General features: G+C 45.5%; 10 protein-coding genes. 7 read left to right on the top strand and 3 right to left on the bottom strand.

All coding sequences use genetic code 11. The features are described from left to right. Positions 1 to 45: 45 nt before the first annotated feature. Positions 46 to 903: a segregation and condensation protein A gene (locus tag B4240_RS06915; protein ID WP_296237786.1), complete on the top strand. Its 858-nt coding sequence runs from the start codon at positions 46 to 48 to the stop codon at positions 901 to 903. Between the two features lie 25 nt (positions 904 to 928). Then, entirely contained in the window at positions 929 to 1,474 is a 546-nt protein-coding gene (scpB, locus tag B4240_RS06910; RefSeq protein WP_296237756.1) for an SMC-Scp complex subunit ScpB, read from the top strand. Between the two features lie 111 nt (positions 1,475 to 1,585). Here scpB and lolA read toward each other — a convergent pair whose 3' ends face one another. From lolA to rplU, 3 genes are all read right to left on the bottom strand, one after another. Further along, positions 1,586 to 2,287, bottom strand: a complete 702-nt coding sequence (gene lolA / locus B4240_RS06905) for an outer membrane lipoprotein chaperone LolA (RefSeq protein ID WP_296237755.1) — start codon at positions 2,285 to 2,287, stop codon at positions 1,586 to 1,588. Positions 2,288 to 2,649: 362 nt separating this feature from the next. Then, a complete protein-coding gene (rpmA, locus tag B4240_RS06900) occupies positions 2,650 to 2,907 on the bottom strand; it encodes a 50S ribosomal protein L27 (protein ID WP_296237754.1) in 258 nt (85 codons plus the stop codon). A 92-nt stretch (positions 2,908 to 2,999) separates the two neighbouring features. Further along, complete coding sequence (gene rplU, locus B4240_RS06895; RefSeq protein WP_296237753.1) at positions 3,000 to 3,311, bottom strand: 50S ribosomal protein L21; 312 nt, start codon at positions 3,309 to 3,311, stop codon at positions 3,000 to 3,002. A 706-nt stretch (positions 3,312 to 4,017) separates the two neighbouring features. Between rplU and B4240_RS06890 the strand changes: the two genes are divergently transcribed. The 5 genes from B4240_RS06890 to hemB all read left to right on the top strand — a co-directional run bounded on the left by B4240_RS06890 (position 4,018) and on the right by hemB (position 13,401). Next, positions 4,018 to 5,031, top strand: coding sequence for a polyprenyl synthetase family protein (locus B4240_RS06890; protein ID WP_296237784.1), 1,014 nt, complete (start codon positions 4,018 to 4,020; stop codon positions 5,029 to 5,031). 646 nt (positions 5,032 to 5,677) lie between these two features. Continuing rightward, positions 5,678 to 7,072, top strand: a complete 1,395-nt coding sequence (locus tag B4240_RS06885) for an efflux RND transporter periplasmic adaptor subunit (RefSeq protein ID WP_296237752.1) — start codon at positions 5,678 to 5,680, stop codon at positions 7,070 to 7,072. Positions 7,073 to 7,106: 34 nt separating this feature from the next. After that, positions 7,107 to 10,355, top strand: a complete 3,249-nt coding sequence (locus tag B4240_RS06880; protein ID WP_296237751.1) for an efflux RND transporter permease subunit — start codon at positions 7,107 to 7,109, stop codon at positions 10,353 to 10,355. After that, positions 10,352 to 12,154 carry an efflux transporter outer membrane subunit gene (locus B4240_RS06875; protein ID WP_296237750.1) on the top strand — a complete coding sequence of 601 codons (1,803 nt, stop codon included), beginning with the start codon at positions 10,352 to 10,354 and terminating at the stop codon, positions 12,152 to 12,154. The genes B4240_RS06880 and B4240_RS06875 overlap by 4 nt, the downstream gene beginning before the upstream one ends. Positions 12,155 to 12,393: 239 nt before the next feature. Beyond that, positions 12,394 to 13,401: a porphobilinogen synthase gene (hemB, locus tag B4240_RS06870; protein WP_296237749.1), complete on the top strand. Its 1,008-nt coding sequence runs from the start codon at positions 12,394 to 12,396 to the stop codon at positions 13,399 to 13,401. The last annotated feature ends 73 nt before the right edge of the window (positions 13,402 to 13,474 follow it).

The following is a 13,474-nucleotide window of genomic DNA, read 5'->3' as shown; positions in this document are numbered from 1 at the left end:
CCAAAGGCCGCGTTTTCCGTAAGCGTGCGTGAAAACTCTAAGCTTATGGAAAACAATGGCGAACATCGTATTTTAATCAATAATGATATGGCGCTGCGCATTTATCAGACACCCGTGCAGCATCTGCCTGAAGATTTGTATGTACCGCCGCAAGCGTTCGCCATTTGGCTCGAGCAGTTTGCTGGGCCATTAGATTTTTTATTGTATCTGGTCAAAAAAAATAACGTTGATTTAACTCAAATGCCTATCCTGCCTATCACCGAGCAGTATTTGGCGTATATTGGTGAGCTGGATACCGAGCATTTTGAATTGGCCGGTGACTATTTGCTGATGGCGTCGACCTTGATTGCGATTAAAACTGAGCTGCTACTGCCAAAACCGGAAACGCCGAGCGATGAACGTGACCCAAAAGCTGAGCTGATTGAGCGCCTCGAAGAATATGCACAAATCAAAGTGGTCAGTCAGCGTTTGGATAATCTAATCCGCCTTGAGCGCGATGTGTTTTTGGCGCTGGTTAGTATGCCAAGCCCAGAGGTTATGAATGCGGAGTTACCAAGCTACTCACCGAATTTGTTGATAGATAGCTTATTTAAAATGCAGCTGCAGCCCGATTATCAGATGCATAATATTAAGGTGGATGCCGTGCCCCTTTCTGACCGTATCGCCAGTATTAGTCGGCAGCTAAGTGCGGCTGGGGTACGCTCTTTTTATGAGATTCTAGATAAAACCCAAGGTAAAATTGGCGTGGTCGTCAGCTTTGTCGCTGTGCTTGAGCTCATGAAACGGCAATTGGTTGATGTTGTAAATACCGATTTAGAAAGGCGCCCTAACGATGCTGCTACTGAGAATGAGCTTGCAGCAGATTACCCCATAGGACAATTAACGTTACAGTGGCTGGCTTAATGGTTTTAAATAGAGAATACACGTAATGACAGATAAGCAGCATCAAGATTTAGCAGAAATCAGCAAGTATATTGAGGTGCTTTTGCACGCCTCAGAAGCGCCGCTTACTGCCAATGCCTTACAAAAGTATCTGTCATTATCTACTAAAGAGCTTGCGCAAGCACTGGCGCTATTACAGCAACGTCTAGCTACTGGCGTGCTGAGCTTACATGAAACTGCCAGCGGTTATCGTTTGCAAATTGCAGACGACTATAGCGCTTTAATCCAGCGCATCTTTCCGCAGCGTCAAGAGCGCCTTAGTCAAGCCCTACTTGAAACCTTGAGTGTCATTGCTTATAAGCAGCCTGTGACCCGTAGTGACATCGAACACGTGCGCGGCGTAACGCTATCGAGTAATATCTTGCGCCAGTTATTTGATAAAGGCTGGATTGAAGAGAAAGGTTACAAAGAAACCTTGGGGCGCCCTGCTTTATTGCATACCACAGCGCAATTTTTAGATGCGTTTGGATTGACCAGTTTAGATGAGCTACCGCCATTGCCAGATATGGATTCGCTTAAGGCAATGACTTAAAAAGTAACTGTTCTTATCGCTCTATTTTTAAAGCTTTATTTGCCTAAAAAAAGACACGCCCTATAGACGTGTCTTTTTTATTATCTGAACAAAACGTTGCTGATCATTTTATTATTGATTAATGATATCAACACCTTTTGGCGGAGTAAATTTAAACTGGCTACTGCTGATACTTGGGTTCATTTTAATACCACTAAACTTAATCGTCGTGGTTTGTCCTAATGTATCGTTTAAAACCATCATGACAGGTTTACCGCCGCTAAAACTCATTGATAAGCTCTTAAAGCTGGCACTGTCTGATTTTGGATATAGCACGTAGTAGTTTTTATTGGCGTACGGCTGGGTAATTTTAAAGTTCTTATCAATTTTGCTTGGATCGCCTGATAATAGTAGCGCTGGGGTATTGCCCACTTGGCTATCGACACTTTGCTTGGTCGCTTGCTCCAAATCCTTATCATAAACCCACATGGTGCTGCCATTTGCTACAATCAGCTGCTCTGACGGTGATTTGGTTTCCCAGCGAAAGTTATTTGGACGCTGGACACTCATGGTACCGCTAAAGGTGCCGCTATTTGCGCCTTTAGTGGTTTGGCTAAAGTTAGCCGTCATGCTCTTGGTATTGCTTAAAAGCTTATTTAAGCGTTTGGCAGCGGTCAAGTTATCCGCTGGTGCCGCCGTTGCTGCTTGCGTCAACGCCATCATCGGTGCTGCAACGCCAAGGGTGGTCATTAGCACGCCCGCTAACGCCCCGCCCATCACTTTTTGTTTTAGCGTAGTGGCCTGTTTAGACGCGTGTTTCGTTAATACAGTCATTATCAATCCTCTTTTAAATGCAAAATAGCATAAAAATAAAACGTTCTAATTAAAATTTTTGTTTTCAATAAGTGCTTATCACACGCCATAAATTCGGCGTGATTAAACAATGCAGACAGTGTGCCAGTTTTTTTATTACGCGCCTAGTCATAATTTGCAATCATTACTACCGATGCCATACACGCTTGTAACCAGCAGCGTTACATAGCATTTAACGCTATTTATTCTTTACTTTATCTGTTTATTCACTACTTTTTATGTAAATGGGCGCCATAAAAAAACCCTTACTACCAGAGGGTAATAAGGGTTTTTTTAGTCATCAGATTATTTTAGTTAACCACTAAAATAACTCAGATGGGCAATTATGCGCTTTCAACCATAACATAACGACGGTTGAATTTACCTTTAGTCGCAAACTTTACCACGCCGTCATTTAGGGCAAATAAAGTATGGTCACGACCCATGCCAACGCCTTCGCCTGCGTGGAATTCTGTACCACGTTGACGCACGATGATGTTACCAGCTGTGATAGCTTGGCCACCAAAGATTTTTACGCCGAGCATTTTTGGGTTTGAATCACGACCGTTACGAGTCGAACCGGCAGCTTTTTTATGTGCCATGAGAAAATCTCCTTGTTAATGTGACTTATCGCTGATGCGATAACTCTTAAGCATTTAGTGCACTGGTTTAGCAATAATCGCTAAATGGGTAATTAGGCATTAATGGCTTTGATTTTTAACAAGGTGTACCATTGGCGGTGACCTTGCTCTTTGTGATAATGCTTACGACGGTTGTGCTTGATGATACGGATTTTTTCGCCGCGACCATGCTCAACCACTTCAACTTCTACGCTTGCGCCGTCTACAACAGGCTGACCGATTTTGACGTTATCGCCGTCAACAACCATCAACACGTCTTCAAGTTTGATTGTTTCGCCTTTTTCTGCTTTTAGTAATTCAACTTTTAAAAGCTCATCGACGACAACACGGTGCTGTTTACCACCAGTTTTGATTACTGCGTACATTGTATGACTCCGTTTAACCCGTGTGCCGTGGCTGATATTATATCAACGCTTCGATAACGAACACGACAGGGAAAAATTAAAGGCAAGATTCTACGGCTTTTTGCTCATAAAAGCAAGCCGCGCCTCTTGTTTTTGTAAGGTGGTAATACCAATCATATTGGTCGATATATTTAGCTATAAAAAGCGATGTGCTTGATTAACAAAGGTATGAGCTACCACTGCTAAGAAAAACATCACTACTCAAGTATAATATATCGACATCACTGGTTAAAATTTAACAGCAGCTATTATAGCTTATATAATCAGTAACTTACAGTATTTTATAAATATACGCTCTATTGACAAGGATTGTTAACAGAATTTTACTAACGCTTGTTAGAGATTAAAAAAATCTAATCAGTTATATTTTATGTATTATAAAAAAAATGAGCAATAAGCCGCCAGATTAAAAGGCCTATCTTACTTTTTGTTATACTTAAATCAACCATTGACCCAGACAGCTATGCTATGATGCGTCAAACGAAAGCTTTACTATTATTCGCTATGAGCCATCGTGGCTATAGGCACTATCAGCTACAGACATGTAGCTATAGACATGATTATCAGTAGATAGCTCTCCAAACTTATTTTATTTTCATTGGTATGACGACCCATTATGACCAGTAATTCTTTATCTAACGCTGCTGCGACATCGACCACACCATTAATGACCTCAACCAGTACGCCTAGCCATGCTGATATTCCAAGCTATGCTGACATTCAAGCCATCGTTGCTGACGATTTTGACATTATGGACAAGCAGGTCTTTGGTAGTTTGAACTCCAAAGTTAAGCTGGTGATGAGCGTCTCGCAGCACGTGATTAATGCCGGCGGTAAACGCATGCGCCCACTGATTACCTTATTGTGCGCGCGGATGTTTAATGATGAGCCATCGCAGCAAGCCATGCATTTGGCGGCGATCACAGAGATGCTGCATACCGCAACGCTGGTTCATGACGATGTGATTGATGAGTCAGGGCAGCGCCGTGGTAAGCCAACGGCCAATGCTACTTGGGATAATGCCACCGCCGTACTGGTCGGTGATTATCTGATTGCTCGTGCCTTTAACCTCTTGGTTGGTTTTCAAAGCTTGCCGTTATTGCAGGTATTCTCCGATGGCACTTGTGATATCGCCGAAGGTGAAGTGTTACAGCTACAGCATCAGCACAATCCTGCAGCCACTGAACAAGACTACCTCAATATTATCGATGGCAAAACCTCGCGCCTATTTATGATGGCAACCCAAGGCGCGGCTATTTTGCAAAATAAAACGGAGTATTTGCAAGCATTGGCGGATTTTGGTCAGCATTTCGGTAACGCTTTTCAAATCGTCGATGACGTGCTCGATTATAGCGGCGATAGCGAGGTGATGGGTAAAAACCTTGGTGATGATTTGGCTGAAGGCAAACCAACGCTGCCAACTATCAAAGCGCTTGAGTTATTAAAAGATAGCGATAAAGCTGGCTATGAGCAATTGCGCATTGCGGTGCAAACGGGCAAAACCCCAAACGCTGAGCAGCTTATCGATCTGGTACGCGGCTCAGGCGCGCTTGAATACTGTAAGCAACGCGCTTTGGAGGAAACTAAACTTGCCCAGCAAGCGCTTAGCAGCCTGCCTGACAACCGCTATCGCCATGGCTTGTATCAATTGACGGAACTTGCCAGCGCGCGCTTATTATAAATGGGGTTAAATTAACTCTGCTTATTTTTAAAGCGCGTAACCCGCAAACCTTTAGCAAAAATGTTTTACTACTAAATCCTAGGTTAAGTTTTACTTGAGAATAGTAAGCCAAATAAGCGAGGAGATCATGGCTGTGATAGTACAGCCTTCTCTTCACTGATAGTAAAATCCCTCTCACCAGTGCGTAACATATCTTTATATTTCAGCGTTCACAATTAAGTATTGCTAAAATAGTGTTTTTCTGTCCATTCTATTTTTTACTGTATTTTTATACGCTTTTCTTGCTACTATCTTCTCATCTCTGTTAAAAAAACAAAATTTAACAATATTCTATCTTACTATTCATTGCGAATTTTATAATTTACTTTTGCCGTTATGCTTGTATTATCGGTATTTGTTACGCATTTATTAAGCAAAAAGGCGTTAGCAAAGAACAAAGACGATTTTTTGCTTCTTGACTGTGGGGTATACCCTATAGTTTATAATCATCCATTACTTTAAATTTGCTTATCCGATTGTTACCTGATTAATAGCTAATAGATTGGCAACGGTAAAGGCATATTACTTTTCATATTTATCCTGTTAAGATTCATCCATAAACTTTTTATACTGTAATTATTTGATATTTATACTGCCGAGGACATTGATGAAGCACTCTACTCTTGCGCTTGTAATAGCATCTGTACTATCTGGCGCTGTACTGGTCGGCTGTGACAAAAACGAGGACGCCGCTGGTGCAGCCGCCCAGCAGCAGATGCCACCTGCCGTCGTCAACGTTCAGACTGTCACCTTAGATACCGTACCTCAAGTTCAAACCTTTGCTGGTCGTACGGCGGCATACCAAACCGCCGACGTTCGCCCACAGGTGAATGGCATTATTGACGAGGTATTGTTCCGTGAGGGCAGCAACGTCAAAAAAGGCCAGCCCTTATATCGTATCAATACCGATAACTACGCGACGTCCATTACCAGCGGGCAGGCAGCGATCCAACAAGCCGAAGCCAATTATCAAACAGCACTGGCCAATAATGCCAATGCCAAAGCCGAGCTGGCCAGTCGCCAAGCCTCATTGGCGCAGGCTCAAAACGATTTACAACGCTTACAAGGGCTGATTGATATTGACGCTATCTCAAAGCAGCAATATGACCAAGCCGTCACCCAAGTGCGCACCGCGCAAGCGGCCGTCGAAAGTGCGCGTGCGGCTATCGGACAAACTGAAGCTGGTATTGAGAGCGCCAAAGCGGGCATTCAAACCGCGAAGGCAAACTTACAGGCAAGTACGTTAGATCTCAACCGTACTATCGTACGGGCGCCCCTCGCAGGTCGTACAGATCGCTCTAGCGTGACCGCTGGTACTTTGGTCAGCGCCGGTCAACCTGACCCTCTGGTGACTATCTCGCGCTTAGACCCTATCTATGTCGATATCAGCCAGTCCTCCTCTGAGCTGCTTAAATTACGCCAGCAAATCTCTGCCGGCAAAGCGCAAGCAGGCATGAATTCGGTTGAATTGGTATTAGAGGATGGCTCGGTCTATCCGGTACGCGGCAAGCTTGCTCTATCAGAAGCAAAAGTTGATGAATCAACGGGTGCGGTGACTTTACGCGCCGTCTTCCCCAACCCTAATAATGTCTTGCTACCGGGGATGTACGTCAGTGCACGCTTAACCCAAAGCGTCATCACCAATGCTGCATTGGTACCGCAAAGCGCGGTGATGCGTACACCAAAAAGCGAACCGCAAGTTTATATCGTTGATGAGAATAATAAAATTCAAGTACGTCCTGTCACTATTAATGGCACCTATAAAGATCAGTGGGTCGTCACTGACGGCTTACAAGCAGGAGATAAATTGGTGATCATCGGCGGCTCAAAAGTGAAGCCGGAGCAAGAAGTCGTTGCTAAACCATTAGAAAACCCGAATGCCGCCCCTGCTAAGCCAGGCGCTGCTACTGCTCAAACGCCGCAGCAAGCTGCAAAAGCGATGGATAAGCCAGCCAGTAAAGATGCCGCTGCCAAAAAGCCAGCAGAATCTACCGCTAACTAATTCCATTCAAAGATAGGAAGACTAGGAATATACTATGTCACGTTTTTTTATTGATCGCCCTATTTTTGCTTGGGTGATGGCTATTTTGGTCATGCTCATCGGGGTAATATCGGTTATTAACTTACCGATTGAGCAGTATCCACGTATTGCACCGCCGACCATTTCGGTTAGCGCAAGCTATCCTGGTGCCAACGCGCAAACCGTTGAAGATTCAGTGGTGCAGATTATCGAACAGCGTATGAAAGGGCTTGATGGCTTGATGTATATGTCATCGTCAAGTTCGTCAAACGGTGGCGCGTCAGTGACGCTGACCTTTGAAAACGGTACAGATCCTGACACCGCGCAGGTACAAGTCCAAAACAAACTGCAAGCCGCTATGAGCTCGCTACCTGAGTCCGTGCAGCGTCAAGGCGTCAACGTTAATAAATCCTCTAGTAGTTTTTTGATGGTACAAGGGTTTATTTCTGAAGACGGCAGTATGGATAACAGCGATATTGCTGACTATATCAACTCAAACGTCGTTGATCAGCTAAGCCGTGTGGAAGGTGTGGGTGAAGTACAGGTATTCGGCTCAGCGTATGCCATGCGTATCTGGCTCGACCCTGCTCGTCTGCGTAGCTATAACATGGTGCCCTCTGATGTGGTCAACGCCGTACGTGCGCAAAACGCGCAGGTTTCTGCTGGGCAGCTAGGACAAGCACCTGCGGATACGGATCGACAGGTCATCAGCGCCACCGTTACGGTGCAAAGTTATTTACAGACGCCTGAAGAATTTGAAAATATTTTATTAAAAACTGATACCTCGGGTGCGAAAGTGCGCTTAGGCGACGTCGCAGATGTGGAAATCGGTAGTGAAAACTACAGTGTGACTGCTCTATATAATGGACAGACTTCTGCTGGTCTTGGTATTTCTTTGGCAGGTGGGGCAAACGCGCTTGAAACCCGTGAAGCCGTTGGCGCTCGTATGGCGGAGCTGGAAAAGAACTTCCCCAAAAATCTAACCACCGTTGTCCCTTATGACACCACACCATTTGTACGCTTGTCTATTGAGCAAGTTGTCAAAACGTTAATTGAAGCGATTGTTTTAGTATTTATCGTTATGTTCATTTTCTTACAGAACTGGCGTGCTACTATCATTCCAACCCTTGCCGTCCCTGTGGTTCTGCTTGGTACCTTTGCGGTCCTATATATCGCTGGTTTTAGTATCAACGTATTGACCATGTTTGCCTTGGTATTGTCCATCGGTCTACTGGTCGATGACGCCATTGTTGTCGTCGAAAACGTTGAGCGTATCTTGGAGGAAAACCCTCATATTTCGGTTAAAGACGCGACGATACAATCGATGGGCGAGATCAGTAAAATCGTTGTCGGTATCGCCTTGATTCTATCAGCCGTATTTGTACCGATGGCGTTCTTTGGTGGCTCAACTGGTGTTATTTATCGTCAGTTCTCCATTACTTTGATTACCGCCATGGTACTGTCGGCACTTGTGGCGCTTATCTTTACCCCTGCCCTATGTGTGACCTTACTTAAACGTAGTAAAAGTCATGAAAAAGGTACAACTGACAATCAAAAAGGGTTCTTTGGTTGGTTTAACCGCTCTTTTTATAAAGTCAGCCGTAAGTATGAAAATTCGGTTGGCAAAAGCTTCCGCTTTAAGTGGTTATATCTAATTGGTTATGCTGCCATTATTGGTGTTATGGCCGTGGTATTCTTACGTATTCCAGGCTCGTTTTTACCGGAAGAAGACCAAGGTATTATGTTTACCTTAGTTCAGCTGCCTGCTGGTGCGACGCTTAATGAAACGCAAGACGTGCTAGACAAAGTAACTGAGTACTATGAAACGCAAGAAAAAGACAACGTCGCTTCTGTGTTCTCTGTGGCAGGCTTTAGTTTCGCTGGTCAAGGCCAAAATATGGGTCTGGCTTTCGTGCGCTTGACAGACTGGGCAGATCGTCCTGGCGAAGAAAATACTGCCCAAGCGGTTGCTGGTCGTGCCATGGGTTACTTCTTTACCCAGTTGAACGAAGCGCAAGTCTTTGCGATTGTACCGCCAGCTATTACCGAACTTGGTAACGCCAGTGGTTTTGATTTAATGATTCAAGACACGGGTAACGTTGGTCATGATGGGCTGCTCGAAGCGCGTAATATGCTGCTGGGTATGGCTGCGCAAAATGATCAAGTGACGGGCGTGCGTCCAAACGGTCAAGAAGATGCGCCGCAGTTAAAAATTAATATCAATCAAGAACAGGCCGCAGCTTATGGTTTATCGTTGGCTAATATTAATAGCGTAATCTCTACCGCTTGGGGCTCAAGTTATATCAATGACTTCGTTGATCGCGGTCGTATTAAGCGTGTGTTTGTTCAAGGTGAGCCAAGCAGTCGTACCAATCCTGAGGATATCAGCAAATGGTATGTACGTAATGATGTTGGTGAAATGATTTCATTTGATGCCTTCTCTAGCAGCGAATGGCAATCAGGCTCTCCGCGTCTGACCCGTTATAACAGCTTACCATCAATGAATATCCAAGGAAGTGCCGCGCCTGGTCTTAGTACGGGTGAAGCGATGAGCTCGATGGAAGCGATGATGGCGAAGTTACCTGAGGGTGTGGGCTACGAGTGGACGGGTATGTCACTTGAAGAGCAAAAGTCAGGAGCACAAGCGCCTATGCTTTATGCGCTATCAATCTTAGTGGTATTTTTATGTCTAGCCGCTCTGTATGAAAGCTGGTCTATTCCCTTCTCTGTACTATTGGTTATCCCGCTTGGGGTACTAGGTGCGGTGATATTTACCTGGCTACGCGGCTTTAATAACGATATTTACTTGCAGGTTGGTCTCCTCACGGTGGTTGGTCTGTCAGCTAAGAACGCCATCTTGATTATTGAGTTTGCCAAAGAGCACCAAGAAGAAGGTTACAGTCTAAAAGAAGCCGTCATGACAGCGGCGCGTCAACGTCTGCGCCCAATTATCATGACCTCACTTGCCTTTGGGCTCGGTGTTGTGCCATTATTCATCGCCACAGGTCCTGGCTCGGGCAGTCAAAACGCCATCGGTACCAGTGTGGTTGGTGGTGTTGTCACCGCGACATTCTTAGGTATCTTCTTTATTCCGATGTTCTTTATTTGGGTACGTAGTTTATTCCCGTATAAACATGAGAATAATAAACCAAACGATAAAGATGACGGCAACGATGGTACACCTGGCCCGCACAACCCAACGCCTTCTGACCCAATGCCTTCTGAAAATTATCAGCCTGCAAGCTTTGGAGATAATACACAATGAGTGCTCAAAAAACTTTTACCTTAAGCTCAGCAGCGGTAGCAGATATAGCTACCACTGCCCAACCAGCGCTAGCAGTGCTACGCAAAACTGGCGGTCGTCTGATTGGCTTAACCGCTTTGGCCTTAAGCATGGCAGCATGTAATACCATTCCAAAAGCGGATATGCGCCCTGTCCTCGCTGAGCCAAACGTGCCTATCGAGCAAAACTATGACGCGTTCGATAAAGAAACTGTCAGTAGCGCCAATCAACCAAGCATTGCTGCGCAGCGCTGGCAGGATTTTTACAGTGACGAGCGCCTCAAGGGGCTGATTGCCTTAGGATTAGAGAATAACAAAGACTTTGAAAGTGCGCGTTTAGCGATCGAGCGCGCGCGCGCTCAATATCAAATCACTGATCTTAATGACCTACCAAGTATTAATGGTGAAGCAGGTTATTCTCGCCAACGCCAAAGGGGCGTTACAGGCGACAGTTATAATGTCAACCTTGGTCTTGCCAATTACGAGTTAGATTTTTGGGGTAGAATCGCCAGTTTAAAAGAACAGGCGTTACAAAACTTTTTAGCGACCACCGCAGCGAAAGACACCACCCAAATCAGCCTAATTAGTAATATCGCTCAAAGCTATGCCAATTTAAGCTATAGCCTTGCGCAGTTAAAACTGGCAGAAGCCACGGTTGAGAGTCGTGAGAAATCTTTATTTATTGCCAATAAACGCTTTGAAGCGGGCATTGACCCTAAACTGCCCTCTTTACAAGCCAGCGCGTCATTAGAAAACGCCAGACTTGCCGTTCTACAGGCGCAAAGCAGTATTTTAAGGTCGCGTAATGCGCTGCAGTTTTTGGTCGGCGGCCCTATTCCAACCGATCTTATTCCAGCCCCTGCGGTCAGCAATATCACCAGCCAGCAGATATTTAGCGCCGGCTTACCAAGTGAGCTGCTGCGCTATCGTCCCGATGTGCTAGAAGCAGAGTACAATCTAAAAGCAGCGGGCGCTAACATTGAAGTAGCGCGCGCGTCTTACTTCCCATCTATCAGCCTCGCCAGTAGCGTGGGCTTGAGTAGTGGCAGTTTAGATGATTTATTTAAGAGTGGTTCGGTCGGCTGGTCATTTGGTCCACGCATTAGCGTGCCTATCTTTGATGCGGGCCGCTTAGATGCCAATTATGACGTTGCTAAAATTGAGCGCGAGCAGACGCTAGCAAACTACGAGCGCTCTATCCAAACGGCGTTCCGCGAAGTATCAGACGTCCTAGCCACGCGCGCAACCTTAGGCGATCAGCTGGCCGCGCAGTACCGTCTGCAAGATAACTTTGAGCAAACCTATCAGATTGCCGATGCGCGCTTTAAAGCGGGTATTGCCAACTACCTAGACGTGCTCGATGCGCAGCGTTCGTTATTCTCAACGCAGCAAGGCATCTTGGACTTAGAACTGCAAAAAATCATTAGTCAAATCGAGCTTTACCAAGCGCTAGGCGGCGGTGCCAATCTTGATGTGCCAACCGTCATTCCTGTGCCGCATAAAAACTTAGTGCAATTGGTGAATTTACCTGCCAATAGCAATAAAGCAAAAGCGGTCGAGGCCATCGATGCAGCCAGCTCTGCACGCGTGGCTTCTGCACAAGAAGCGCAAGCGATTAAGCAAGCACAGCCAACAGAAAAGGCAACCTTCAAGCCAATTGCTGTGGTTGATGTCAATAATGATGGCAAAACAGACGCTGCCGTAGGCGTGGTCACTGAAAAGACCACTGTTAATGAAGCCAATGTTGAGCAAGTACCGGTGACGCAGATTGTTGAACCTTAAACAGTCCTAGACGCTGTGAGGTCATTTTCCTCACCTTGACAGTCGTTATGTACAAAAAGCCCTACCGACTTGGTAGGGCTTTTTGCTTTCGATAGCGACTATTGGTTATAGTAGTAGCAACACCATTAACGCCCCTATTAATACCTTAGCTGTGCCATTTTATAAAAATATAGGTCTTAAAACTGCTTGTTTAATCAAGCTGATAAATAACAATGATGAAAAACAAATAAGGAAACCTCATGACTTATACCTTTAACCGTCAATTCCCTGAAACTCGCCTACGTCGCCTGCGCTATAACGATAACGTTCGCGCGATGATTCGTGAAGTTGAGCTGCATCCTAAGCACTTTATCGCTCCTGTTTTTGTTTTAGAAGGCGAAAACAAGCGCGAAGCAATCGCTAGTATGCCCGGCGTTGAGCGCCTATCGATTGATCTGCTGATTAACTATGCTAAAGAATTATTAGCGGAAGGTGTGACGACCATCGATATCTTTCCTGTCATTGACAATTCATTAAAAACGCCAGATGGTAAAGCTGCTTATGATGAAAATGGCTTAAGCGCGCGCGCCGTTAAAGCAGTCAAAGATGCCGTACCAGAGATGGTGGTAATGACCGATGTGGCGCTAGACCCTTATACCTCACACGGTCAAGACGGGCTGCTCGATGACAGCGGCTATGTCGTCAATGACGAAACCGTTGAAGTCTTGGTCAAGCAAGCCCTCGTTCACGCCCGCGCTGGCGCTGATATTATCTCGCCAAGTGACATGATGGATGGCCGTATCAAAGCCATGCGTGATGCCTTTGAAGCCGAGGGGTTTGTCAATACCGCTATCATGGCCTACTCTGCCAAATACGCTTCTGCTTATTACGGCCCTTTCCGTGATGCCGTTGGCAGTGCGGGCAATTTAAAAGGCGGTCATAAAAAGCAATATCAAATGGACTTTGGTAATCGCGCCGAAGCGCTGCACGAAGTTGCGATGGACATAGCCGAGGGCGCAGATATGGTGATGATTAAACCCGGTCAGCCGTATTTAGACCTGATCCGCGAAGTTAAAAACACCTTTGGCGTCCCAACCTTTGCGTATCAAGTTTCTGGCGAATATGCCATGCACATGGCGGCCATTCAAAACGGCTGGCTAACCGATGCAGTAATTTTGGAATCTTTGATTGGTTTCCGCCGGGCGGGCGCTGATGGGATTTTGACGTATTTTGCCCTCGAAGCCGCACGTCAGTTGAATAACGCTTAATATAATTTAAATCACTTTATATAAAAAACCGCGCTAGCTTGTATATTAGCTGTGAACTGACCCCCATAAGTTG

This window comes from Psychrobacter sp. UBA5136 (genome assembly GCF_002414005.1).
Classification (GTDB): domain Bacteria; phylum Pseudomonadota; class Gammaproteobacteria; order Pseudomonadales; family Moraxellaceae; genus Psychrobacter.
This window is presented reverse-complemented; position numbering and strand designations above follow the sequence as displayed.